23 protein-coding genes are annotated in these 23,746 nt (G+C 38.8%); 16 read left to right on the top strand and 7 right to left on the bottom strand.

What is annotated here, in order from left to right; all coding sequences use genetic code 11:
• Positions 1–2 precede the first annotated feature (2 nt).
• The 8 genes from V1498_RS20600 to V1498_RS20565 all read left to right on the top strand — a co-directional run bounded on the left by V1498_RS20600 (position 3) and on the right by V1498_RS20565 (position 10,209).
• Positions 3–1,145, top strand: coding sequence for a glycosyltransferase family 4 protein (locus V1498_RS20600; RefSeq protein ID WP_409295935.1), 1,143 nt, complete (start codon positions 3–5; stop codon positions 1,143–1,145).
• A gap of 104 nt (positions 1,146–1,249) precedes the next feature.
• Positions 1,250–2,659, top strand: coding sequence for an oligosaccharide flippase family protein (locus V1498_RS20595; protein WP_409295933.1), 1,410 nt, complete (start codon positions 1,250–1,252; stop codon positions 2,657–2,659).
• Between the two features lie 63 nt (positions 2,660–2,722).
• A complete protein-coding gene (locus V1498_RS20590; protein ID WP_409295931.1) occupies positions 2,723–3,850 on the top strand; it encodes a glycosyltransferase in 1,128 nt (375 codons plus the stop codon).
• A gap of 32 nt (positions 3,851–3,882) precedes the next feature.
• A complete protein-coding gene (locus V1498_RS20585; protein ID WP_409295930.1) occupies positions 3,883–4,449 on the top strand; it encodes a serine O-acetyltransferase in 567 nt (188 codons plus the stop codon).
• A gap of 286 nt (positions 4,450–4,735) precedes the next feature.
• On the top strand, positions 4,736–6,202 hold the full coding sequence (gene wzy / locus V1498_RS20580) for an O-antigen polysaccharide polymerase Wzy (protein WP_409295928.1): 1,467 nt from the start codon (positions 4,736–4,738) through the stop codon (positions 6,200–6,202).
• Between the two features lie 42 nt (positions 6,203–6,244).
• Positions 6,245–7,564: a UDP-glucose dehydrogenase family protein gene (locus V1498_RS20575; protein WP_409295926.1), complete on the top strand. Its 1,320-nt coding sequence runs from the start codon at positions 6,245–6,247 to the stop codon at positions 7,562–7,564.
• 83 nt (positions 7,565–7,647) lie between these two features.
• A complete protein-coding gene (locus V1498_RS20570; protein WP_409295924.1) occupies positions 7,648–9,036 on the top strand; it encodes a sugar phosphate nucleotidyltransferase in 1,389 nt (462 codons plus the stop codon).
• 60 nt (positions 9,037–9,096) lie between these two features.
• Positions 9,097–10,209, top strand: coding sequence for a glycosyltransferase (locus V1498_RS20565; protein WP_409295923.1), 1,113 nt, complete (start codon positions 9,097–9,099; stop codon positions 10,207–10,209).
• 1,113 nt (positions 10,210–11,322) lie between these two features.
• On the opposite strand, the gene V1498_RS20560 is transcribed toward V1498_RS20565, so the two are convergent.
• From V1498_RS20560 to V1498_RS20540, 5 genes are all read right to left on the bottom strand, one after another.
• Entirely contained in the window at positions 11,323–12,471 is a 1,149-nt protein-coding gene (locus tag V1498_RS20560; protein WP_409295922.1) for an acyltransferase family protein, read from the bottom strand.
• 80 nt (positions 12,472–12,551) lie between these two features.
• Positions 12,552–13,097, bottom strand: coding sequence for an SGNH/GDSL hydrolase family protein (locus tag V1498_RS20555; protein ID WP_409295920.1), 546 nt, complete (start codon positions 13,095–13,097; stop codon positions 12,552–12,554).
• A 65-nt stretch (positions 13,098–13,162) separates the two neighbouring features.
• Entirely contained in the window at positions 13,163–13,675 is a 513-nt protein-coding gene (locus tag V1498_RS20550; protein ID WP_409295918.1) for a hypothetical protein, read from the bottom strand.
• Entirely contained in the window at positions 13,675–14,037 is a 363-nt protein-coding gene (locus V1498_RS20545; RefSeq protein WP_409295916.1) for a hypothetical protein, read from the bottom strand. The genes V1498_RS20550 and V1498_RS20545 overlap by 1 nt, the downstream gene beginning before the upstream one ends.
• A 482-nt stretch (positions 14,038–14,519) precedes the next feature.
• The gene (locus tag V1498_RS20540) at positions 14,520–15,134 is read right to left on the bottom strand and encodes a TetR/AcrR family transcriptional regulator (protein ID WP_409295914.1); all 615 of its coding nucleotides are present in this window, start codon (positions 15,132–15,134) and stop codon (positions 14,520–14,522) included.
• A gap of 424 nt (positions 15,135–15,558) precedes the next feature.
• On the opposite strand from V1498_RS20540, the gene V1498_RS20535 reads away from it, so the two are divergent.
• From V1498_RS20535 to V1498_RS20510, 6 genes are all read left to right on the top strand, one after another.
• Entirely contained in the window at positions 15,559–16,290 is a 732-nt protein-coding gene (locus V1498_RS20535) for an ABC transporter ATP-binding protein (protein WP_409295912.1), read from the top strand.
• Positions 16,287–17,315 (top strand): ABC transporter permease, encoded by a 1,029-nt coding sequence (locus V1498_RS20530; protein WP_409295910.1) that lies wholly within the window; start codon positions 16,287–16,289, stop codon positions 17,313–17,315. The genes V1498_RS20535 and V1498_RS20530 overlap by 4 nt, the downstream gene beginning before the upstream one ends.
• Before the next feature lie 312 nt (positions 17,316–17,627).
• Entirely contained in the window at positions 17,628–18,302 is a 675-nt protein-coding gene (locus V1498_RS20525; protein WP_409295908.1) for a conserved phage C-terminal domain-containing protein, read from the top strand.
• The gene (locus tag V1498_RS20520) at positions 18,295–18,633 is read left to right on the top strand and encodes a hypothetical protein (protein ID WP_409295906.1); all 339 of its coding nucleotides are present in this window, start codon (positions 18,295–18,297) and stop codon (positions 18,631–18,633) included. The genes V1498_RS20525 and V1498_RS20520 overlap by 8 nt, the downstream gene beginning before the upstream one ends.
• Before the next feature lies 1 nt (position 18,634).
• Positions 18,635–19,927: a replicative DNA helicase gene (dnaB, locus tag V1498_RS20515; protein ID WP_409295904.1), complete on the top strand. Its 1,293-nt coding sequence runs from the start codon at positions 18,635–18,637 to the stop codon at positions 19,925–19,927.
• A 146-nt stretch (positions 19,928–20,073) separates the two neighbouring features.
• The gene (locus tag V1498_RS20510) at positions 20,074–20,394 is read left to right on the top strand and encodes a hypothetical protein (RefSeq protein WP_409295902.1); all 321 of its coding nucleotides are present in this window, start codon (positions 20,074–20,076) and stop codon (positions 20,392–20,394) included.
• A 409-nt stretch (positions 20,395–20,803) separates the two neighbouring features.
• On the opposite strand, the gene V1498_RS20505 is transcribed toward V1498_RS20510, so the two are convergent.
• On the bottom strand, positions 20,804–21,823 hold the full coding sequence (locus tag V1498_RS20505; protein WP_409295901.1) for a GTPase: 1,020 nt from the start codon (positions 21,821–21,823) through the stop codon (positions 20,804–20,806).
• Positions 21,824–22,188: 365 nt separating this feature from the next.
• Between V1498_RS20505 and V1498_RS20500 the strand changes: the two genes are divergently transcribed.
• A complete protein-coding gene (locus V1498_RS20500; RefSeq protein WP_409295900.1) occupies positions 22,189–22,845 on the top strand; it encodes a zinc dependent phospholipase C family protein in 657 nt (218 codons plus the stop codon).
• A 77-nt stretch (positions 22,846–22,922) separates the two neighbouring features.
• Here V1498_RS20500 and V1498_RS20495 read toward each other — a convergent pair whose 3' ends face one another.
• Positions 22,923–23,084, bottom strand: a complete 162-nt coding sequence (locus V1498_RS20495) for a hypothetical protein (RefSeq protein ID WP_409295899.1) — start codon at positions 23,082–23,084, stop codon at positions 22,923–22,925.
• Positions 23,085–23,254: 170 nt separating this feature from the next.
• Here V1498_RS20495 and V1498_RS20490 point away from each other — a divergent pair, with 170 nt between their 5' ends.
• Positions 23,255–23,710 carry a hypothetical protein gene (locus V1498_RS20490; RefSeq protein ID WP_409295897.1) on the top strand — a complete coding sequence of 152 codons (456 nt, stop codon included), beginning with the start codon at positions 23,255–23,257 and terminating at the stop codon, positions 23,708–23,710.
• The last annotated feature ends 36 nt before the right edge of the window (positions 23,711–23,746 follow it).

Below are 23,746 nucleotides of genomic sequence, written 5' to 3'. Positions count from 1 at the left end.
GTATGAAAAAAAGGCTATTAATATTAAATGGACAATATCTTCCAGGATATAAAGGGGGAGGTCCTATTCAATCCTGTGTAAATATGGTGGAAAATCTTGCAGACCAGTTTGATTTTTATGTTTTAACTGGAGATAGGGATTTTAAGGCTAATGAACCATATAAAAATATAAGAGTAAATGAGTGGAATAAAATCGGTTCTGCAAAAGTTTTTTATATGAGTCCCGATATGCAAACTCTTAGTGGATTTAAAAAAGTTATGAATGAAATAGATTATGACATGTTATACCTTAACGGTTTTTATTCACCAGTATTTACAATTAAACCCTTGCTTTTAAGGAAATTTGGGAAGTTAAAACAGCGCACCACATTTCTAACACCTCGTGGTGACTTTACAGGAGGCAGTGAAAATAAGAAAATTAAAAAATATACGTATATATATTTAAGTAAACTAATGGGTTTATATAGTAAAGTCATTTGGCATGCTACAAGTAATTTAGAAGCAAAGGATATCCAGAAGAAATTTAAAAGTTCAGATATTTTTATGGTTCCAAATCTTCCAACTAGATATATACCGAAAAGGACAAACCTTCATAAGGACTCTGGGACTCTTCGACTGGTTTTTGTATCAAGAATTTTCCCTAAGAAGAATTTAAAGTTTGCACTTGAAGTACTAAAAAAAGTACCTATAGGAAATATTATATTTGATATTTATGGACCAATGGAGGATGAAACTTATTGGAACAAGTGTAAAAAAGTTATTAAAGGTTTACCTGAAAATATTACAGTATCGTATAAGGGGGAAGTCCCGCATTCTGAAATTGCTCATGTTTTTGAACAATACCATGCATTTTTCTTCCCAACCTTAGGAGAAAATTATGGCCATGTAATTATTGAATCTATGATGAACAATTGCATTGCGCTTATTAGTAAAGGTGTCACACCTTGGGATGATTACGGTGGAAATGGTGGATTTGTTGAAGACATTTCTGATACCTTTGCATTTGTTGATGTTCTGGAAAAATTGGTCAAACTAAATAATGATGAATATCAAAAATTAGTGAAGATGAATAGAAATTATATAGAAGAAAAAATGAATTCCAAGAATGATTGCCAGCAGTATATCTTACAGTTTAATAAACAATAGCCAATAGTCTGTTGATGAAGAATTTTTAACGCTGAGAATAACATCTTCAAGCTAATACTGTTTAAATCCTTGTTTTGAGTAGGTAAAACTTTCAGGAGTTTTTTATGAAATCATCTAATTTTGTTCGGAATTTAATGTATGCCTTCGGAGCCCAAGCTATATCTTTGGCATTAAGTCTTCTGATGGCATTGGTGGTACCCAAGCTGCTAGGTATCGAAGATTATAGTTTCTGGCAGTTATTTATATTTTATTGTGGATATTCAGGAATTTTACATTTCGGTCTTATAGATGGGGTTTATCTAAAATACGGAGGCAAAAAATTTACTGATTTAGATTTTTCGTTGATGGGATCCCAATTTTTTTTATTTACAGGGTTTCAAATCATTATTGCATTAATGATTATTATTACTGCGAAAGAATATATTTTTGAAGTAGATAGATTATATGTTGTTTATGGAACGCTAGCTTACATGATTATTTATAATGCTAGTGCATTTTTGGGTTATATCTTCCAAGCTGTGAATGAAACAAATAAATATTCCTTATCCGTTATGGTTGATAGAATTTTCTTTATTATCATAGTAATAGTAGCGATGCTTAATAAAAATCTTGATTTCGAATTCTTTATCAACTTTTATATTTTGAGCAAGGCATTGGCACTAATTTATTGTCTTTACGTTGGAAAAGACATTCTCTTGGCAAGAAAGAGATTTAATATAGCTGTGCTAAAAGAGATGTTAGACAACATTACTATAGGGTCGAAATTACTGATTGCAAATATCGCGGGTGCTCTAATCCTAGGAGTAGGAAGGTTAGTAATAGATAATGTTTGGGGGGTTACAACATTTGGTAGATTCTCGTTTGCATTATCTTTAACTAACTTTTTTCTTTTATTTATTAGTCAAGTTAGTATGGTTCTTTTTCCTGCACTAAGACAAATTGACAAAGAACAACTTAAATTTTTGTATATAGATATGAGGAGAGGGTTAAGTATATTCTTGCCAGTTATATTTATTCTATATATTCCTATCAAGTTAGTCTTAGAAATATGGCTTCCAAAGTATCAAGATAGTTTAGAATATATGGCCTTACTTTTACCTTTGTGTATTTTTGATGGAAAAATGCAGATGCTTTGTAACACATACTTCAAGGTCTTAAGGAAAGAATCATTGTTATTATTAATTAATGTCATAACTTTTGTTTGTAGTTTGTTGTTATGCTCTTTTGGTGCATATGTGCTACATGATATCCAGTCGGTTATAGTATTTATGGTGATAGCAATTGCACTAAGAAGTATTTTTTCTGAAGTGTATTTGGCAAATTTAATGCAACTTAGCATCTTTAAAGAAGTCGGACTTGAAATTATAATAATTACAATATTTATTCTCTCTGCATTATATCTCAACGATTTTTATACATTAGGGATAATGTTTTTTTCCTATTTAGTATACCTTCTTCTAAATAAAGCAGCAGTAATAGAAATAACATCAAAAGTAAAAAAGTTATTAAATTAGGTATATTGATCAAATAAAATTATTAATAAATAAAAAAGAAAATTGTCAAAAAGGATCTGTTATATGGATAACACGGTTAAGGTACTACATATTATTCCTGGATATGGTGGAGGCATTTCATCCTATGTGAAAAATTTAATTTCTGGAATGTCGAAAAAAAACATTTGTATAGATGTTGTGAGTTTTTCAGATTATGATAAAAGCTTTATAAATATAATAGAACTTAGAGGTGGTAGAACATTTAGTATTCCTAGTGTTCATACGGGAATAACAAAAATGGTAAAAGCTTATTGTACTATATTAAAAGATAATCAATATGATGTTGTTCACTGTCATATATCGGGATATAAAGGATTATTTTTTATGGCCTTTGCAAAAGCATATAATGTGAAAAGAGTTTTAGTACATGCTCATAGAACTAGTGATGAAAATAAGGGGCTATTTTATAAACTTCAAATTAAAGCCTCTCAATTTATGACCACTTGTTTGGCTACTGACTATTTGACATGCAGCAAAATGGCTAGTGAGTTTATTTTTGGGAGTAGAATAGGGAAATCAAAAAAAGTTCACTCAATGCCAAATAGTGTAGATGTAAACAAATTTACAAAGCAGCTATCAAAAGATAAAGTAGTGGAATTTTATGATGATTTAAATATCTTCCAAGGTGATTTAATAATTGGTCATATTGGAAGGTTTAATTTACAAAAAAATCATGAGTTCATGATAAAAATAATTAGTGAGTTAAGAAGTAGAAATATAAATTTCAAGTGGCTTTTCGTAGGAGAAGGGAATTTAGAGGAACAAATTAAAGAAAGAGTAAATAATCTAAATCTTCAGAAATACGTGAGGTTCTTAGGAAGAAGGGAAGACATTCCTGATCTTATACATGTTTTCAATGTATTTGTATTGCCTTCTTTATTTGAAGGTTTACCAACAGTTTCCATTGAAGCTCAAGCTGCCGGGATACCAACAATATTGTCAGATACAATTACTTCTGAAGCAAATATGGATATGGGAATATTAGACTATATTTCTGTGAATAATGAAGTTGAATGGGCGGATCGAATCTTAAATTTCAGTAGTAAACAAATACCGAATGTAGAAGAAAGAAGAAAAAAAATACAAGAGAATGGATTTACTCTTGATACTTTAGGTAGAAAGTATGAAGAAATTTTATTAGGTATTCAGTAATTTAAATACCATAGCTTTTAGGAGGATAATTATTGCTGAAAAGTATATTATATTTTATTAAATCTGATTTATTTCGCTATGCTGGAGAAGTATCCTTAAAAAAGTTTTTAAAACATTATTTTTTAAACGAAGGATTTAAATTTTCCGTATGGCTAAGAATATGCCATTTCTTTAGGAAAAGGAAGTTAACAAAATATAGTATTTTTCCATTTTCCTATATAATGTATAAACGCTATAAATATAAATTCGGTTATGACATTCCTTACGCTATTGAAATTGGTCCGGGTTTATTATTGTTTCATATTAATGGAATTGTATTTAGTCCAAAAGTGGCAGGGAAAAATGTAACCATATCACAATGTACAACGGTTGGTATGACCATTAAGGATGGCATAAAACAGTTTCCAATAATAGGTGACAATGTGTATCTAGCACCTGGGGCAAAAGTGATCGGTGGTATAAAGGTTGGGAATAATGTTGCTGTTGGTACTAACTGTGTATTAAATAAATCAGTTGAAAACAATGCAGTTGTAGTGGGGATTCCTGGAAGGGTTATTTCATATAAAGGTGCTGACTTGTATGTTAATAATCCGATATAAAAATGTTTTGTTCCAGTATTATCTAGAGGGATGATTATTTTTGTATTAGCCCTTATTCCCTTTGGTTGGTATTTTTTATATTAAGGATGGAGGGGCAGCTACAATTGAAAGTACAAGCAAAATTAGAGACAGGTTAATTCTCAATTTCAGCTTTAATACCCTAGAGGAGTATAAAAAAAGCTGCAAAAATAGTTTAATAATAGTATATAAAATTTAGGCGGAAAAAGAATCTTGCCACAATGCGGATAAATTAAAATTTACACTTGTATGTTGAGGGAGGAAATTAATGAATATATCAGTTAGAAAGCTGAATATTCTACTAATAGGAGTTGGAGTTTTATTAAGTAATATAATAATTTTATTTAATGATTTTTTCCAAATTTCTGAAGGCTGGGAATGGAGATGTGCTCAAGTTGCAACTATCCATCTAATATATTATGTGTTGGTATGGAGAATAATGAAATTTCGATGGATGTCTCCAAAGTTTTTTGTGTTATTAAGCTTAATAATGTTCCATATTTCTTCAGTAATAGTTATTGGATATGATTTGAAGTTTAATCAAATTACCTATACTACAAACGAAATGCTTTATCGATATGGAGAATACTGGGGATATTGGGGAACGATTTATGCCTTATTATTTACTTTTGTATATGTTATAGGAGTTATTTGTTTCTCGAATGTAAAGAAAAGCGAAAACAATATAGAATATAATTATAATGAAAAAAATTCACTATATATATGTAAGAAATTAGGAATCGTTCTTTTTTGTATAAGTGTAATCCCAGAACTTTATCATGATATTATTCAGATACTGGTTAAAAACAAAGTAGGATATGAAGGCATGTTTGAAGTTGAAATTACATTTCAGGGGATACCTTTAGGTTGGTTTACAAAATTATTTTTACCATCCATTCTGTTAATTTTAAGTAGCCTAAGAAACGACAAAACTAAGTTCACTTTAATTATGTCATTAACAATTATATACTATCTAATTTTTATGTTTTTATCAGGGCGAAAAGGTAACACTATTCAAACCCTAGTTCCATTAATATTTATGTATTGCTACTTTTTCAAGCCAAAATTCAACTTAGCTTATGCATTGATGGCTTATATTGGAAGTTTTTTAATAACGATTGTTACAAATATTAGAAAGACTACAATTGATGGTCAATTTATGAATAAATTAAAATTAGTTATTAGTGAATCAGAGCCTCTAAAAGGACTAGCATTGGAAATGGGAGGTACAGTCAAAGCAGTAATTCAATCTCTAATGGCAGTCCCTTCAACAGGTAGTTTTCAATACGGCACCTCTTATTTGGCTTCTATTGTATATTCAATATTAAGTGGTTTTAAGATACCTACCGCTGGAATAGAAAAGTTCGCATTGTTTAATGTCTATTTAGAACAACCAGAAAGAGGGGCATATATAAATTCTACTGTATATGCTATGGGGGGATCTGCCATTGCAGAATGGTACTGGAACTTTGGCTGGTTTGGAATTCCTCTAGTATTAATATTCTCATTGTTAATTGTTAAGTATGAAAATTTTTTAATATCTTTGTCCCAAAAACCTATTTATTTTGCGGTTGCAACTTCATTTCTCTACTACTTAATGAGATATACCCGAGGATACTTTAATGAAATTATTTGGCAACCAATATACATTATGGTGTTTGTTTGGATAACATATAGATTTCTGGTAAAAAGAACATCAACTCCACTCCTTACAAACTTAGAAAATAAACACTAATATTTTTTAACTTTCTAAAAATAATAAATAGGTGGGATAAAGATGAAAATTGTAGTAGCTGGCACAGGATACGTAGGCTTAGTAACTGGAGTCTGTTTGGCAAAACATGGACACATGATTTCCTGTGTTGACATTGATAATAAAAAAGTTTCATTAATGAAAAGGGCAATATCTCCAATTTACGAACCTGGTCTAGAAGAATTAATGGTGGACAATATGAGTAAGTTGAATTTCACAACAGACTATAAAGATGTTTATCAAGACGCAGATATTATTTTTATAGGTGTTGGAACCCCAGAAAAACAAGATGGCTCTGCCAATTTAAAATATGTATATGAAGTAGCCGAACAAATTGCTGAAAGCATCGAGAAAGACTGCGTGGTAGTCGTTAAATCAACAGTTCCTATCGGTACCAATGATAAAATCGAAGAATTAATTAAGGCAAAATTAAAGCATAATGTTAAAGTTTATGTGGCATCCAATCCCGAGTTTCTGTCACAGGGTACGGCGGTAAGAGACACGCTGCATGCATCAAGGATTGTTATAGGGGTTGAGGATCCATATGCAGGAGAAGTTTTAAAAGAGGTTTATAAAGACTTTGATGCACCTATAGTTGTTACAAATAGGAAGAGTGCTGAAATGATTAAATATGCCTCGAATGACTTCCTTGCTTTGAAAATTTCATTTATCAATGAAATCGCCAACCTATGTGAAACGATTGGGGCTGACATAGAAGATGTTGCCCTTGGCATGGGCTTTGACAAGCGGATTGGTGACCGTTTCTTAAATGCTGGGATTGGTTATGGCGGCTCTTGCTTTCCTAAAGATACAAAAGCTTTACACTGGCTGGCCAGTTTCCATGACAATGAGTTGAAGACGATAAAGGCAGCCATTGATGTGAATGAAAATCAAAAACTCAAGTTGATCAAAAAATCCCGCAAGTATTTTGATAGCTTCAAGGGACTCAATATTGCAGTCTTGGGATTAACCTTTAAGCCGGGGACTGACGATTTAAGAGAAGCTCCTTCTTTAGTTAATATTCCTATCTTGCTGGAAGACGGCGCCAATGTGAAAGCCTGGGATCCTGTTGGAGTTGAAAACTTCAAGAAGGAGTACCCTGATGAGATTACTTATTGCAGTACAATTGAGGATACGATTAAGGATGCGGATGTCTGCTTTATTTTTACAGAGTGGGATGAAATCAAAAGCTTTAATCTATCAAAATACCATGAATTAATGAAATCTCCGATCGTGCTGGATGGACGGAATTGTTATGATCTCACTTCAGTAAAGAGAGCGAATATTGTTTATGATTCGATTGGAAGAGAGACCATCAGCAGCGGCAAGCATTCCCTGGTTTGATTGCAACAAAATTCACATTTTACTATTACTAAAAGATTTTAAAAAGGGCCCATATCGGGCCTATTTTTTTTTGGAGGGATTTCATGAAACTAGTTCTTTTATCCGGAGGATCAGGAAAACGCCTTTGGCCCCTTTCAAACGACACAAGATCCAAGCAATTCCTAAAGGTGCTAGAAAGCAATGGTAATGATCAGGAATCCATGGTCCAGCGTGTATGGGGGCAGTTAAAAACAGTCGGACTGGCAGATTCCTCCGTTATTGCGACTTCTAAGATGCAAAGAGATATGATTCACAGCCAGATAGGCGTGGATGTGCCACTTGTGATTGAACCTGAACGCCGCGATACGTTTCCAGCTATTGCATTAGCTGCCTCCTACCTCTACTCTAAGCAGGATATATCAGAAGATGAAATTATAGTTGTTTTGCCGGTCGATCCTTATGTTGAGGATCGATTTTTTCATAAGGTGAAAGAATTAGAGGAAGTGATGCTGCAATCCAAAGCGGATTTAGCTCTAGTTGGGGTCAAGCCTACGTATCCATCTGCTAAGTATGGATATATCGTGCCAAAGGGAGATGTGGAATCGCACTCTTATTTTACAGTTAACCACTTCACTGAAAAGCCGAGCGAAGAAAAAGCTCAGACTCTTATCGATTTGAATGCTCTATGGAACTGTGGTGTATTTGCTTTTAAGTTGAAGTATCTAATTGAAATCTTAGAGGACAAAGGACTGCCGGTCGCGTTTGATCAATTGGAAATGCAGTATAAGAATCTGCCTAAAATCAGCTTTGATTATGAAGTGGTGGAAAAGGCGAATCATATTGTTGCTGTTCCTTATGATGGCTATTGGAAGGACCTTGGTACCTGGAATACATTGACGGAAGAGATGGCAACTTCTCAAATAGGTAAAGGTGTTATGTGTGAGGAAACGGTGAATAGTCACCTGATCAATGAACTGGATATTCCGGTTACCGTTCTTGGAGTGAAGGATCTTGTGGTGGCGGCAAGCCCCGATGGAATCCTTGTGGCAGACAAAGCAACCAGCCCTAAAATCAAGGAATTGATTGGCAGCTTTGAGCAGCCACCAATGTATGAGGAACGGATTTGGGGCTGGTCACGTACCCTGGATTATGCGAAATACAATGATGGGCAGGAAATGGTCACGAAGCGCATCTGCATTCTGAAAGGCAAGAATTCCAGCTATCATTATCATAACCTGCGGGATGAAGTGTGGACGATTGTCAGAGGAGAAGGCGAACTTGCGTTAGATGATTCCATTACCCGTGTGAAAGCAGGGGATATCATTCATCTCCCAGCCGGCAAGAAGCATGGCATTAAGGCGATTCGTGATTTGGAGTTCGTCGAGGTTCAGACTGGTATTGGCATCAGTGATAAGGACTTTACTCGTTTGTATTTTGAATGGGATGATGTTTTGAATCATTTCCAAAAATCCAGATCCAAAGTCATCTATTAATACTTAAAGGGAGCGGGGCAGCCTGCTCCCTTATTTAAGTATGTCTTAGGAGGTGTTAGGGTGAGGAAAATTGCTTATTATATATCAGATTATGGATATGGCCATGCGGCGAGGAGTGCAGCTATTATCCAGAGATGGATAGAAGAGGACAAGGAGCTTTCTGTTGTGATCTGTCATTTCTTTGCACTGGATTTTCTGAAGGGATTTTTAACTGATGAGCGCATCTTCTTCCGCGACGTTCAGACTGATATCGGCTATGTGCTGGAAAAGGATTCAATTATGCCAGATGTGACCGCTCTTACCCGTAAATTTAATACCTTCATATATTCCTGGCCGAAAAGAATTGCTGAAGAAGCAGCCTTTTTGAACGGGGAAAACATTGATTTAGTGCTGTCTGATATATCGCCCATCGCGTTTGAGGCTGCATCCTCAGCAGGAATTCCGTCTGCTGGCATTTCGAACTTTACCTGGTATTCCGCTTATGAGGACATGGTGGATCGGGAAAAATTAGAACCGTTTCGAAAAGCTTATTCCAAGATGACATATCAGATCAGGCTGGCCGGAAGCAGAGAAGAGAATTGGTCAGATGGCGGCGATATAGAAGCTGGTTTCTTTTCCAGGAAAGTGGACTGGGAAGAGACTGACCGGATAAAAAGAAGTTTAAACCAGCAGGCGGATCAGCACATCATCTTTTTTGGACTTGGAATGAAAATCGATGTGGGGAGTTTGAATCAGCTGCCGCTTTGGCGAAGTGAGAACTGTCATTTCATTGTTTCGCATAACACAAATATAGAAGGGCGGAATATTACAAGAATCCCCCGCGATTATATGAATTCACAAAACTATATAGCAGCTGCGGATCTTGCGATAACAAAAGCAGGCTGGGGGACGATTGGGGAGTGTATCACTGGAAATACTCCGTTATTGATCATCGACCGGCCTTGCATGGCTGAGGATCAAAATACGATATCTTATCTGCTCCAGTACCAGCTTTGCAGAACCATGGAATGGGAGAAGTTTGAACGCTTTAAGATTACAGACTCCTTTGTTCATTCCTTAAAACAAGAGCTGCATAACAGCAGCTATGAAAAGAAAGACGAGCTCGGAAATATTATTTTAGCATTGAAGAACATTCTTGCAAACACTGAAGAAAAAAGAGTTAGCCTAGTTTAGTATACTGGATGAATTAACAGCTGAGAATTATCCAAACAACAAACAAAGGCATCCGCGCTCTCGTGCGGATGCCTTTTACTATTATTGATTTGTAATTAGTTCATCATTTGCAGGATTAACTTAACCCATCCATAAGCCGATACCCAAAGCGGAATACTGATACCCGCTCCCCACAACAGTCCTTTGCTGAAATTCCCGGATTCGTAAGAAGTATTCATAAACGAAATCTCCTTTTCTGAGGTTCTGTTACCTCTTAAATTCCCCACTCCAAAGCAAAATAATCAAAGATTCGACAAAATGCTTCAAAGGACCCGGCTGCCAGATAAATTTTCCAAAAGGTATGGTCCATTATCCTAAAAGAGCGAAATTCTAAGCTGAGCACGCTGCAGTGACCTCATTATACCTGAATGCCTCTGTCGATAGATGTTTTCGACAAACGTTCTTATGAGGCGGCAGGATGGGTGGGGTTTTTAGTATTATCGCCAGGATTGGGAGGAATATATTCATTCTTGTAATGAGGATTTCATTAAATTAATAGGAGTTGAGTTATGCGGGGAGAAAGAGCCAGGTGTGCATGGTTCTGAGCCACCGATTGTGGACAACTGAGCTAGTAACTGCAGGGAGAGGGTTATCAGTTAGTAGAAATCCTAATGCCCCTCCTCTTTTTACTTAAAGTGTTTTCCTTCTAAAATGTTGTTCTATAATATCTAAGGAGAAGATAAACAAAGAACGCAAAGCATAGTTTTTCATTGTTAATAAGTGAATTCTGAACACCATTCGCGATTTAAACCCATTTGCCCTAGGATTTTCCCACTTTCACAATCTATTTCATTACCATGTTTATGAACTTAATTTAAGCAAACAAAAATGCCGTCGTTTCTAAGAAAGGAAAAACGGCATCTTTAATTAACTGGAGAGGACCTTAGCTTTCGCTTGGTTAAATTATTTGTTAGATGAATACAGTTCTTCACAATGTAAGCAAATATGTATTTTTTTGCTGGTTGAAAATATAATTCGCCTATACATGTTTACGGTAAATCCTGTGACCCTCGATAACTTCATATTTACTTGTTATGCATAAGAGATCCATAAGTTTTAAAACTTTGTTCATCGTCAAGAAACAATTTTTTTCTCTTTATATACACGACTATATTTAAATCTTCCGAGTTTTATTGATGGTTCTTCAATAAATTTGTAAGAAACTGTAGCCACCAAAATGGACAGTATACCAGCAATCAATAATAAATACCCTAGCCTTACTTCTCCATACCACCCATTGATGATAGTCAGGAGTACAATAGCATGCCATAAATATAGACTATATGATATTTCCCCAAAGAATGTGCATATTCTTGAAGTTAAAAAAAGGGATGCTTTTTGGGAAACCAATGACATCAATATAAAAATAACAACACCTAATACCGTTACCCATTCGTTCACAAAACGAACATGAAACAAATTGTTATTTGGGAAGAACCACCAAGTGTACGTGTAGCTTAATAGAGCTATTGTAATTAATAACGGATTCCATTTTCTTACCTTACCAACAATAATTTTTAGTTCATGAAGATGTTTCGCTAACAATGCGCCTACTACAAACATTGAACTATAATAAACAGAATCGAAAATTGAGCCACCATAGTTAATGTACCCAAAGTATATTTCAGACACCTTTATTCCTGCAAAGCCTGTTAAAGTAAGAAGGACTGCGACAGCCAGGCTTTTTTTCCAAGTTAATCTTAAAACTATTAACATAATGAATGGGAAAATTAGGGATATTCTAATTTCATGAATGAGCGACCATATGACGGGGTTGTACTGAAAATTCTTATAGTCCCCGATCATAAAGAGGTGATTGAAAATACCGCTTAATGTTATTTCGTCCGTCCACGCTATGTTAAACCAGTCACTGAGATTACCAATACCTTCTCTTGAAAATATACTACAAAGCAATATCGCAAAAGTAATTGCCACAACGTATGGAATATAAATCCTACAAAACCTCTTAAACAAATACCTTGTATAGGAAGTGTTTGTATTCCTCAGAAAAGGCAGTGATAGAACAAATCCACTTAATATGAAAAATAATATTACAGCTTCATGCCCTGCCCAAAAAAAATGTAAAGGTGTGTTTTTGATTAAAGTAACAAAGGTATTGTTTGAGTCGGATAGTATGGGCAACACCATTATAAAGTGATTTAACATAACGGTGATTGCGGCTAAGCCCCTCAACGAATCGAGCTCTTCTAATCTATTATTCAATCTATTCCCCTCCTCAGGATAGAATATCACAGCAACTATTCCCTTAGGAGTAACAAAAGGAAAATATTTAAAAAACTTTCTTAGAAATCCTTAAACTTTGTCCAGTTGTTTTCAATCCAATCCATCATCATCATGTAAATGACTTTAGCAAGAGTCAAATATCCAATTGTATTAAAATGAACACCATAAGAAGTACCATTTAACACAGTATGATAATTAGAATCGGTTAATGTGTATATGCCGTTATTTGAAATATCGAGGTAAGGAAGATTATATTTTGGTGCAATCTGCTGAATTACTCCGTTTGTTACTGTATCACTGGCATTCTGAATCGAGACCAGGAATATTTTCAAGTTGGGATTCTGAGCCAACATGCCCTCAATAATTTTGCAATATGCACCAGTATTCGTGCCCGCGTAAATGATGTCTGCTGCTAAAGTATCGGTTAATCCTCCGTTTTGTCCAAGTTTGATTATAGCTGCTATAAAGTTTGTATAATTAAATTTAGGAAAATCGGTTGTCCACCATCGAATAGTTGTTGCTCCGCTTTCTCCGCCATTTGTCACATTCCAATCTGTTATTTTTGCTAAAAATATGCGGGTAAGACTTGTTACGATACGTATCATCAATAGAAGCCCTATATCCCTCTGTAATACTATCCCCGGCCGCAATAACATTAGTAAATAATTCTCTATAAATTCGTTGTTTTCTTCGAAGGATCTAGAATAGCTGAAAATGGAACAACCACATTTGTTAAGGTAGATACTGGTTCTTCATAATGAATAGTTGTAACTGATGTTTGAGCAACATCAAAGAATTTGATTATATTTTTCGAGTTTGATACAGTCATGCCTACTATCATAAAGCTAGCATTTGAGGGAATTCTCCTACTAGCCGTTCCGTTCATGTTTGCGAACGTCGCGATAACTGCACTGTTGGAATCAAAAACAGTTACTTTACAAGGAATAGCCGAAACACCGTATTTGTTTCTGTATTTTTCAATGTTTATTTTAGGGGTAGAAAATTCAGTTCCAGATGGATTTAAAATACCTGTTGTATGATCTAAAGTCCCTAATGAAAGGATAGTGTCTATCCGTATAGCGTTACCACTTACAAAAGTGGTTTTCTCAGGGGTTATTAGCTTTTGAGAATCTGAAACTAACTTGCTTGTTAGATCAAACGATGCTTTACCGAAATCAATCATTACAGCATCAACCTTCCAGAAGCGTTCACATTGCCTCCGCTAATTGAAGTTACGTTTGCCTGGAATCTTGAAAACCCCTGAACATCTATATCATAAAATCCTGCTGCAATTTTGTTGTTAGAAGCAACGAACGTCATACCGGTAATGTCCCAAACAGGCAGTGCTCTTGCCGTACCACTTGCACCGATTGCTTCAATCTGAACAATATATGACCCCGTTCCCCAAACTTCAATCCGAAGATTTTTATTACCGCCAACAGCCAATGCCGTACCTCTGCCGGTAGTTTTTTTATCTATAGGAAGCAAGGAGGCTTGTTGAGGATTCCCTGTTACCTGAACAAGCTGCTCACCATTCGTGCCCATCTTTGTTCCATCCCACAAACAAAAGTAGCCACGACCGGGTCCCACTTTTGAAGAATGGAATTGCCGAGTGCATCAATTAATCAGTTGGTTGTACCACTGTAATTCTCCTTTATGTAGCCAAAAAACAGATTATTAGTTCAATACAAGGATCAAGCAGTTAGCCGTATCTCGCATGATTTTTAACAGCAAGGTCGAATAAAAATACCCGGGGGAGAGTGCTTTATACCCAATCGCTCTGCCCGTGTTTTTTTACGTTAACGCCGTACTCTTCCGGTTTATAGTCCTTCACCTGCAAAATCTCCTTACGTTGGGAGGCTGTCCGCTTTTTCTTAATGTGTGCAGTTTAACGGCCAGGGGATATGTGCGTATCCTCATAACAAATTTGTGGTATCAGCGGTAAAAGAGCGCAGGAGCACGAGCGGGTACTTCCCCTATTTGACCGCCTCTGTTCTTTAATTTGAAGGAACAATCCTATCTTTAAATCACTTCTTCACCCCTGCCGCAAAAAAGGGTCCGTTTATCGTCATCGTAAAGATGATCCTGGCAATCTCCTGCGGCGATTCTTCCCTGTCATGAAGCAGCCATTCCTGGATCACCCCTAAGTGGGCTGAAACGATATATGTAATTAAATAATCTGGCGGTACCAGCAGCTGTTCCTGCTTGAAGATGTTATGGTTTTCGTGAAAAAGGGTTTTGCCCATAAATGCCTTCAGCTTTGTCTGGAACGATGTATCTCCTTTTGGACTAAGCAATGCTTTCATTAAGTCTCTGTTCCGGTTTAGAAATTCAAAAAATGGAACTAGCACGGAAATAGGGACGGCATTCGCTGTCGTGGTTTCTAGATCAGAGATGACGTTGGGTATGTTCTTAAGAATCTTATTCTCCATCTCCTTCAGCAATTCTTCCTCACATTTGGCCAGCAATTGATACTTGTCCTGATAGTGGGTGTAAAAAGTACTGCGATTGATCCTCGCCCGGGTCGTTATGTCTTTTACAGTAATACCCTCAAACCCTTTTTCTCCTATCAATTCGATCAGTGCATTCTTGATCGATTCCTTCGTTCGGACAACACGTAAATCTGGATGAACATCGGCCATGGCTAATCCCCCATTTATTTTTTTCAACACAATCCTGTCAGCTGTCGCTTAACCAACACTTTTCTTGGTTTTGAGTATTGAATCCCATTTTATAAGAACATATATTCATAGTAGGCATAAAACAACACGGTGTCGATTATTATTATACTCAAGAGTTGAAGAAACTAGAGAGTTTTTATATTAATAAGAGATTTTCTTATAAGTTTTGTGAGGAGATTTAATTATTAAATAATGTTGATTGGAGCGGAAGGTGCGAGACTCCTGCGGGATATGCGGGACAGGTGAGACCCCGCAGGCGGAGACGAGGAGGCTCAGCGCCCGCCCCGCGGAAAGCGAGTGGCTGGAGTGGAAATCAACTTTCTAGTTCAAGAGTTACAATGTATGCAGAGAAAGTCTTTTATCAAGTACGAAGGAGGAATTAATGATGGACATCCACGTTTCACATATAAGTAAAAGTTTTGAGAAAAACCAAGTCCTGAAGGATATTACTTTCACGATACCGGCAGGAGAAATCTGCGGATTGCTGGGGCCGTCGGGTTCTGGCAAAACTACTTTAATCCGTTTAATGATTGGTGCCATTACTCCAGAACAGGGGTCGATCCATTTCGGAGATGTTCGGATGCCCAATATGGATATGTTAAATAAGGTAGGATTTATGCCGCAGAATGACGCACTGTATGATGATTTGTCTGCAGAAGATAATCTGCTTTTCTTTGGCGGCCTCTACCATATGGAGAAGCGCCAGCTGAAGCAGCGCATGGATGAAGTGCTTGCGGTGGTGGATTTAACAGAGCATCGGCGGAAGCTGGTTAAACATTATTCAGGCGGTATGAAAAAGAGGCTTTCACTTGCAGCTGCGCTCATTCATTCGCCGCAAATTTTGTTCCTGGATGAACCGACAGTAGGCATTGATCCGATGCTGCGCCGGACGATTTGGAAGCAGTTTCAGGAAATCAAGAAAATGGGAACAACCATCATTGTTTCCACCCATGTGATGGATGAAGTCACAGAATGTGATAAAGCAGCTCTTCTGTATAACGGTGCCTTGATTGAATATGATACCGTGACACATTTACTGGATAAAACAGAAAGCGGACGAGTCGAGGAGCTGTTTTTGACGGCTTCCAAACATTCCGAAGGCGGTGCTTACTCATGATGCATTTAGCAAAGCGCGTGATTCTGCAGACCTTTAATGACAAACGAAGCATGATGATGATTCTGGTAGCGCCCCTGTTAATCCTGACTCTTGTTTACTTCTTATTGGGGGATTCAGATTATACTCCGACAGTTGGCGCTGATAAGTCGGCCTTGCCTGGTACTCTCACGGCTGCTTTGGAGAAGCAGGATTTGAAGGTTCGGGATATTAAAGGCCTTGATGCTGACCAGGCCAGGAAATATCTGAAAAATCATCAGGATGTAGATGCGATCGTTGCCTTCTCAAAAGGCTCGGGAATGACCATTACCATGTATGAGCCTTCAACCAAGGGAGCGAAGGCCGTCAGCGGGATCCAGGAAGCCGTCACTTCTTTAAATCCTTCCGCAAAAGTGAATATGGAGTATGTGTACGGGACAAAAGACCAGTCCACCTTTGACTCTCTCGGGTATGTATTTCTTGCCCTATTTTCGTTTTTCTTAGTGTTTATCATTTCGGGGATGGCGCTTGTCAGAGAGCGGAGCGGTGGTACATTGGAACGGCTGCTGATGACGCCCATTAAACGCGGGGAGGTCATTCTCGGGTATACGGCGGGATATGCTGTTTTTGCCATCGTTCAAGCTTTGCTTATTGTTCTTTATTCCATTTACGCTCTGCAATTAAGCTCTGCCGGTAACATTGGATGGGTTTTGCTTGCTATGGTTCTGCTCGCGGTCACGGCTGTATCATTCGGGGCCACGATTTCCATATTTGCAGGCTCAGAACTGCAGGTTGTTCAAATGATACCCTTTACCATCATCCCGCAGGTTTTCTTCTCAGGGCTGATTCCCCTGGACCTGATTCCCTATCATCTTGGAAATCTCAGCTACATCATGCCGATTTATTATGGAGCAGCAGCGATTAAGGGCGTGATGGTCTATGGAGATGGATTTCAGCAGATCTGGGGATATCTCCTGGGTTTAATTCTGTATGCATTGATTCTTTATCTCATTAATACACAGGCATTGAAGAAGTTCAGAAAACTATAATGGGATACATGATGTCGGAATCATACTTGTGGAAGGTATGATTCCGGTTTTTTGTGTTGACTCAGAATGACCTTTGGATACGTTCATTCTGACCTCCCCGCCTGTTCAAAATGGGTCATCCACAAGGTAAGAATGACCCGGCCAATACCAGAGAGTACTCCAAAGATTACTTCAGAAAAAAAGATCTTGCCGGGTCCAAAATTTTTTTCCTCACTGCGACCCCTTTTTATTTCCTGCACTTTATATAAACAGTGAACAGACGGTTGACCCGATGGAGCGGATAAAGTCGCGTATTGGAAAGGGGGATTTCAGTTGAGCAAGCTGCTGATTCATGAGGCTCCGGTGATGATCATCCCGTCGCTGGCGGTCAGGATTGGCCTGATCGAGGCGGTCATCCTGCAGCAGATTCATTATTGGATGATGGTAAGTGTTCACGAGATGGAGGGGAGGAAGTGGGTATATAATACCTATCAGAATTGGAAGGAGCAGCTGCCTTTCTGGTCAGAGAGTACGATCAAGAGGGCGATTAAGTCGCTGGAAGCCCAGGGCTTGGTGGTGACAGCGAATTTTAACCGGTCGAAGATGGATAAGACGAAGTGGTACAGCATTTGTTATGAGAAGCTGGCGCGATTTGAGGAAGGAGGAAGCGTTAGGGAAGAAGAGGCCGGGGAGGGTACGGTTGAAACCCAAAAGGAGGAAATCCCGTTTGCCGGGATTATTGATTATTTGAATGAGCGGACAGGTTCTGCGTACCGGCCGGAGTCGAAGAAAACGAAAAGTCTGATTGCGGCAAGATGGAGGGAAGGATTCCGGGAGGCCGATTTCAGAAGGGTGATTGATTCGAAGGCGGCTGAGTGGCTGGGGGTACCGCGGTGGAGCAAGTTCCTGCGGCCGGAGACGCTGTTTGGGACGAAGTTTGAGTCGTATCTGAACCAAAAGGTGCGGCTGCAAAATCTCGCGGAGGAGGATTATGATCTCGATGATTAAAAGGGAGACATTCCTTATTTTAAGCAAGATCCGCCAGTATTATGATGGATTTGAGGTGGACCAGAACCGGGTGGATGCGTTTCATGAGGTGCTGAAGCATGAGGACTATGAGGAGGTGAACGTCCGGCTGCTCGAATACGTGCGGCAGTCTCCGTATCCGCCCAAGCTTGCGGACTTAGTTCAAAAAGAGTCAGGATCAGCGCGGGCAATTCCAGGCTGTGAGGAAACGGCGATCCTCCTCCAGAATCAAAGCCAGCCGGCACAGGAGCATGTGGTAAGGGCGGAGCTTCAGAAGATGCGGCAGATTCTTGGCATCGGGAAGGACGGATAAAATGCAGGAATTTGGCTTATGGAATCAGGAGGCAGAGGAGGCGCTCGTCGGCTCGCTGTTTCTGAAGGAAGAGCTGATCCAGGACTGCCTCATCCAGCCGCAGCAGCTCTTTTCCGTGAAGTTGCAGCGGATATTGGCCGCCATTCAGGCTGTACATAAGCGGGGGCAGCCGATTGATATTATTTCCGTGATGGAGGAGATCGGCCCGCCTAATCTTGCCGGGATTGGAGGCATCGGTTATCTGACGGAGCTTGCCGGGAGTGTGCCATCGGCTGAGAGTTTCTCGTATTATCAGGACGTAGTGGTTGAGTACAGCCGGCGCCGGCAGATGGCGGGCATTGCGCAGGGGATGATCGAACAGGCGGCACACGGGGATATCGACAAGACGATTGCTGCGGGTATTGGGCGCTTGAGGGAGCTGGAGGGTGAGCAGGCGGGAGGAGTCAGCGGATCGATTCAGGGAGATCTGGTTGAGCTTTATCATGAGTTTGAGAGGGACAGCGGGGAATGGAGCGGCATTCCGTCAGGCTACCCGAAGCTCGATGCCCTGACAGGCGGCTTTCAGGAGTCCGATCTGATTATTATCGGAGCGCGGCCGAGTGTCGGGAAGACGGCATTCGCACTGAACCTCGCTTATAGGGCATCTGCTCACGACGTCTGCCTCATTTTTTCCCTGGAGATGTCAAAAAAGCAGCTGCTGGTCCGCACAGCCGGGATGATTGCCGGCATTGACTCCCGCAAAATGCGAAATCCGCGGCGCTTTTTTGAAGATGGAGACTGGGAAAAGCTTTCTCGTGCGATGGGTATGATCTCAAAGGCAGATCTGCAGGTATATGATGAGGCGGGCATGGATGTCCGCTGTATCCGGTCAGCGGTAAGGAAAGTGAGAAGAGAAACCGGGGGCGAAAAAAGGATCCTGGTAGTGATCGACTATCTGCAGCTCCTCCCCGGAGAGCACAGATACCGCCAGCAAAATCGCCAGGCTGAGATCAGCGAGATCAGCCGCAGCCTGAAGGTGATGGCCCGGGAACTGAATGTGGCGGTGATTGCCCTCTCCCAGCTCAGCCGCGCAGTCGAAAGCAGGCAGGACAAGCGTCCGATGCTTTCAGACCTGAGAGACAGCGGGCAAATCGAGCAGGATGCCGATTTGATTGCTCTTTTGTACCGGGACGATTATTACCACAATACGGACGAGGACAGCAAGATGGAAGTGATTATTGCCAAGCAGCGGAATGGGCCGGTGGGGACGGTGAAGCTTGGGTTTGAAAAGGAGGTTGGGAGGTTTGTGGGGTAGGTGGTTTTTTGAGATGTAAAGCTGCTAAGGGAGACGGTGCCTTACTCTTTCATTAAACCGGCAGCCAATTTAAGGGCTTATGTTAAAATTAGCTAAAGAGAGATTAGAATGTAAATTTGCTACTTTATGATAAGAGGGTGAAACAATTGGCAGGGATTGACTTCATCATTGTTGATTCGACTAAGCGGGGAGTAAAACTTGAAGAGAAATTACACTCCTATCTTTCAAAAAGGCTGAACAATCCGGGGAATGAATATGACCTGTTACTAGGATTGGATCCGTATGGAACAAGGTTATTTACAGTTCAAGAAATAAATGAATTAATACATATATGTGTGTCGCTGACAACCAAATACAATAAAGACGATTGGTATGAAAACAGAGTAAGGAAATTCAGTAAAAAGTTAATGGAGCTTTGTGAACTAGCATTGGAGCAAAACAAAGTTATAGAGGCTATCGGAGATTAGGACGGCAGCTTCTTATTCAACTAAAGTGTGCGTTTAGTTTAAGTACATTCGGCTGCTTAGGCAGCCTTTTGTAGTTGCACTAACGGGGCAAGTTATTTGAAGAAGGTATTAACCTTTTGTTTATAGAATTCTATTAAGACACTGAATAAAGAGGAGAAAGATATGAAAGAGTAGGTTATTTTCTAATTGCACAAGCCATTGTAACTGGTATTATTGTATTCTCAATTTCACAACTATCTGATTCAATCAAAGCATCTGCTGCTTATATCGCAACAAAAAATGGTCAATTGAGCTGGGGTTCTGACCTTGGAATGCCTGGATTTGTGTTAATACTTCTTATAATTGAGCCTCCCTGTGGACCCTGTTTCTATGTACAAAAAGGACCCGAATGGGACCTTTTTTGAATTTTTTATACATTATCATTATTTTTAAAAAGGCTCGTTAGGGTTTTCAAAACATCCGCATCTAATTCGATATTATTTTCGTAAGCATATTTAATCCCATATCCTAGCGCTAAAGTCATAGCTCCAGCAATCCCACCACCTGCGATACTACCTGCTCCTGGAATCACTTTTAACGCCTGTCTAAAGAGACTTTTTCCTAGATTTCCAGCCATAGAGGCTATAATCAATTCTTTGGCTCTGTCTTTTGATAAGGGTTTTTCATATAAGGTAGCCAATCTGATCATTAAACTAACTTGTATTCCAGTCAAAGGAACGATATCGGCCCCAGGTATTGGTGCAGCGCCAACAGCAGCAGCAGATGCTCCGGAAGCTAGAATCCACTTATTTGCTGTAGAGGACTTTTCTTTAACGTGCTTAGCGAACAAAATATCTTTTTTTTGCTCTTTAAGAATATCTAAAATGGCATTTCTAAGCATATCGATATTTTGTCCGGTCTTGGATGAGACAGGAGTTACCTTAAAATCATAGTTGGTATGTTCTTGTACGAATTTAACCAAGCCTGGAATATCATCAGCGGCGTCAATTTTATTTAAGACAATGATAATCCTTTTATTGATTTTTTTTATATTATCAAATGATTTTCTTTCACCTTCTGAAAATACGGTTCCAGCCGCATTAAGGAAAAAAAGAATAATGTCTGCTTCTTTATAATAATTAATAGTTTCCTCTGAATTTTTGCTATTAATATCGTCTAGTCCAGGTGTGTCAGCAAAAATAATTTTATCCCTATAATTATATTTATTTACTATGGTTGTTTCACCTGGTTTTGAACCGACTGGAGCTTTATCATCTCCAATTAAAAGATTGATAGTTGATGATTTACCGGCGTTGACATCACCCACCATTGCAAATACGATTTCTTTTTCAAGTTGTTCGTTAACGCGGTTTATTTCGTGGTCATAATACTTTTCAAAATCATCCCCGTTATAACTGTTTTCAAAGTCATTATCGTTATACTGACTCATCAATAAATCACTCCCCCTGCCTAAACTTTAACAAATTAGGCAATTTTCTTCATTAATTATAATGATTTTCTACAATTTACTTTAACTTCTAATTCCTAAATAAATCCCCTTCTTCCGTATTTCACCGGAAAATCCATAATTCCGTGTTGAAGAATAGCGCCTGTTAGTAAAACAACTGAAAAAAGATTTACTCCCTATTTGAAGACAACAAAAATTCGCAATTTTCTATTGAAAGTTTTCATTGTTTTAGCCTTTATGGTATAGCAACATATTGAAAGAAAGATTTACTTTTTATGGTAATATATAAAGAGATATTTACTGAGAAATAAGTATGTAAAAAACATAAACAGTTAAGGAGTGATAATTTGGCTACTTGGGTTACTCACTTCAGGATTACTGAAGAATTATTAAAAACAGAACTTCCTGTATCCAAAATAGAATTTTTGGTTGGCAGTATTGGACCGGATTGTGGACTAATCGGAGAGGATGGTCAATTTACACCTCCAAAAGAAATTACTCATTTTGAGATTGAAGGGAAAATTAACTCTGATTCTTTTTACCAACTATATCTCTGTGACGATAAAGAAAGGTCGCTTAGTGAATTTTCCTATTATCTTGGTTACTATATCCATTTGGTGACTGATGAGAAATGGATTGCATTCACTGATCAAAAGAAAAAAGAAAACGCGTTAAAGGAAATAGTAAACACCCCTGAATACACTCCTCTTGTTAAGCGAGACTGGTATGGTTTAGATTCTTTATATCTTAAAAACCATAAAGAGCATATTTTTTGGACTGAGTTTCAACACATCAAGTATTTTCCAGAGTACCTTGATTTCTTTCCGCAGGGTCAAACACTAAAGCAGATTAGAAATATCACTGATTTTTATCATAGCCATACGATTTTTGATGACCACGAGTTTATATATCTTAAACCAACTGAAATCGATGAGTTTGTAGAAGATACTGTACATACGGTCAAAGAATTATTAAAGCAAAGGATGCGAAAACAGCTGGCATAACGGAATTTTATTATAGACGTAGACGGGGCTGGTAATCAGTCTCGTTTTTATGCCGTTTACAAAGGTTATCCCGTCAGTTATACAGCTTTGAGTAAAGATGCCTTGCTCTTATGGTCAGCGAGTTTCCTGTTCAGCTTTTCGCGCAGGCGGTGGTCAATGCAGTCCCTTTTGATCACTTCAAGATGGAGCGCCTGAAATGTATGCCAGTGATATCGGAGACGGTTGATTTGCTTCATCATCGTTGTCTTCCTCCTTAGGGTGCTTATTATATTAGAAAAATACCCGAAAAGAGCCCTATAAAACGTGCTGGGGAGTTCCTCTGCTTAAAATGAGAAATAGGTACTAGAGTCATGACTGGGACGGTTTTCACATAGCTTGGATTAGGAGAACCTTTTTAAGGGAGAGAGCGATGTATAGAAGACGAAAGCCACCTGTTTTGCTGATCATAGCCCTGGCAGTGATCCTGCTGCTTCTTTTCTATATAAGAGTTCTGCTGTCACCAGGTCATGCCGCAGAGTCGGTGGTGGATGATTTTTACCATTATGAGGCGAGAGGTGATTATGGGAACTCATGGGCCCTGCTGCATCCTTCGATGAAGGAGCGGTGGCCGAAGGGAGTCTTCATGCAGGACCGGGTCCATGTGTTCATCGGCCATTTCGGTGCTGACACGTTCGACTACAGCATCGAGGGCGGAGACAAATTGAGGAAGTGGAGGGCGGCGCCGGGCCTTACGCTGAAGTCCGTATATGAGTTTCAGGTAACTCAGCGGTATAAGGGGAAGTACGGGACATTCCGGTTCGTGCAGGATGTGTATGCGGTGAAGGAGAAGGGGGAGTGGCGGGTGTTGTGGGATTATAAGGAGTGAGGATGCTCTATGCGTTGCCCGGGGAGAAGTCTTCCC

It is taken from the genome of Paraperibacillus marinus, assembly GCF_046237605.1.
In the GTDB taxonomy this organism is placed as follows: domain Bacteria; phylum Bacillota; class Bacilli; order Bacillales; family DSM-1321; genus Paraperibacillus; species Paraperibacillus marinus.
The sequence above is the reverse complement of the archived record's forward strand: the minus strand, read 5'-3'. Positions and strand labels throughout refer to the sequence as shown.

Coding starts and splice junctions, on each gene's coding strand:
- V1498_RS20600 (WP_409295935.1), top strand. CDS start 3: ATGAAAAAAAGGCTATTAATATTAAATGGACAATATCTTCCAGGATAT.
- V1498_RS20595 (WP_409295933.1), top strand. CDS start 1,250: ATGAAATCATCTAATTTTGTTCGGAATTTAATGTATGCCTTCGGAGCC.
- V1498_RS20540 (WP_409295914.1), bottom strand. CDS start 15,134: ATGGCCGATGTTCATCCAGATTTACGTGTTGTCCGAACGAAGGAATCG.
- V1498_RS20495 (WP_409295899.1), bottom strand. CDS start 23,084: ATGATGAAGCAAATCAACCGTCTCCGATATCACTGGCATACATTTCAG.
- dnaB (WP_409295904.1), top strand. CDS start 18,635: ATGCAGGAATTTGGCTTATGGAATCAGGAGGCAGAGGAGGCGCTCGTC.
- V1498_RS20530 (WP_409295910.1), top strand. CDS start 16,287: ATGATGCATTTAGCAAAGCGCGTGATTCTGCAGACCTTTAATGACAAA.
- V1498_RS20520 (WP_409295906.1), top strand. CDS start 18,295: ATGATTAAAAGGGAGACATTCCTTATTTTAAGCAAGATCCGCCAGTAT.
- V1498_RS20505 (WP_409295901.1), bottom strand. CDS start 21,823: ATGAGTCAGTATAACGATAATGACTTTGAAAACAGTTATAACGGGGAT.
- V1498_RS20590 (WP_409295931.1), top strand. CDS start 2,723: ATGGATAACACGGTTAAGGTACTACATATTATTCCTGGATATGGTGGA.
- V1498_RS20555 (WP_409295920.1), bottom strand. CDS start 13,097: ATGATACGTATCGTAACAAGTCTTACCCGCATATTTTTAGCAAAAATA.
- V1498_RS20550 (WP_409295918.1), bottom strand. CDS start 13,675: ATGATTGATTTCGGTAAAGCATCGTTTGATCTAACAAGCAAGTTAGTT.
- V1498_RS20490 (WP_409295897.1), top strand. CDS start 23,255: ATGTATAGAAGACGAAAGCCACCTGTTTTGCTGATCATAGCCCTGGCA.
- wzy (WP_409295928.1), top strand. CDS start 4,736: ATGAATATATCAGTTAGAAAGCTGAATATTCTACTAATAGGAGTTGGA.
- V1498_RS20545 (WP_409295916.1), bottom strand. CDS start 14,037: ATGGGCACGAATGGTGAGCAGCTTGTTCAGGTAACAGGGAATCCTCAA.
- V1498_RS20575 (WP_409295926.1), top strand. CDS start 6,245: ATGAAAATTGTAGTAGCTGGCACAGGATACGTAGGCTTAGTAACTGGA.
- V1498_RS20535 (WP_409295912.1), top strand. CDS start 15,559: ATGGACATCCACGTTTCACATATAAGTAAAAGTTTTGAGAAAAACCAA.
- V1498_RS20570 (WP_409295924.1), top strand. CDS start 7,648: ATGAAACTAGTTCTTTTATCCGGAGGATCAGGAAAACGCCTTTGGCCC.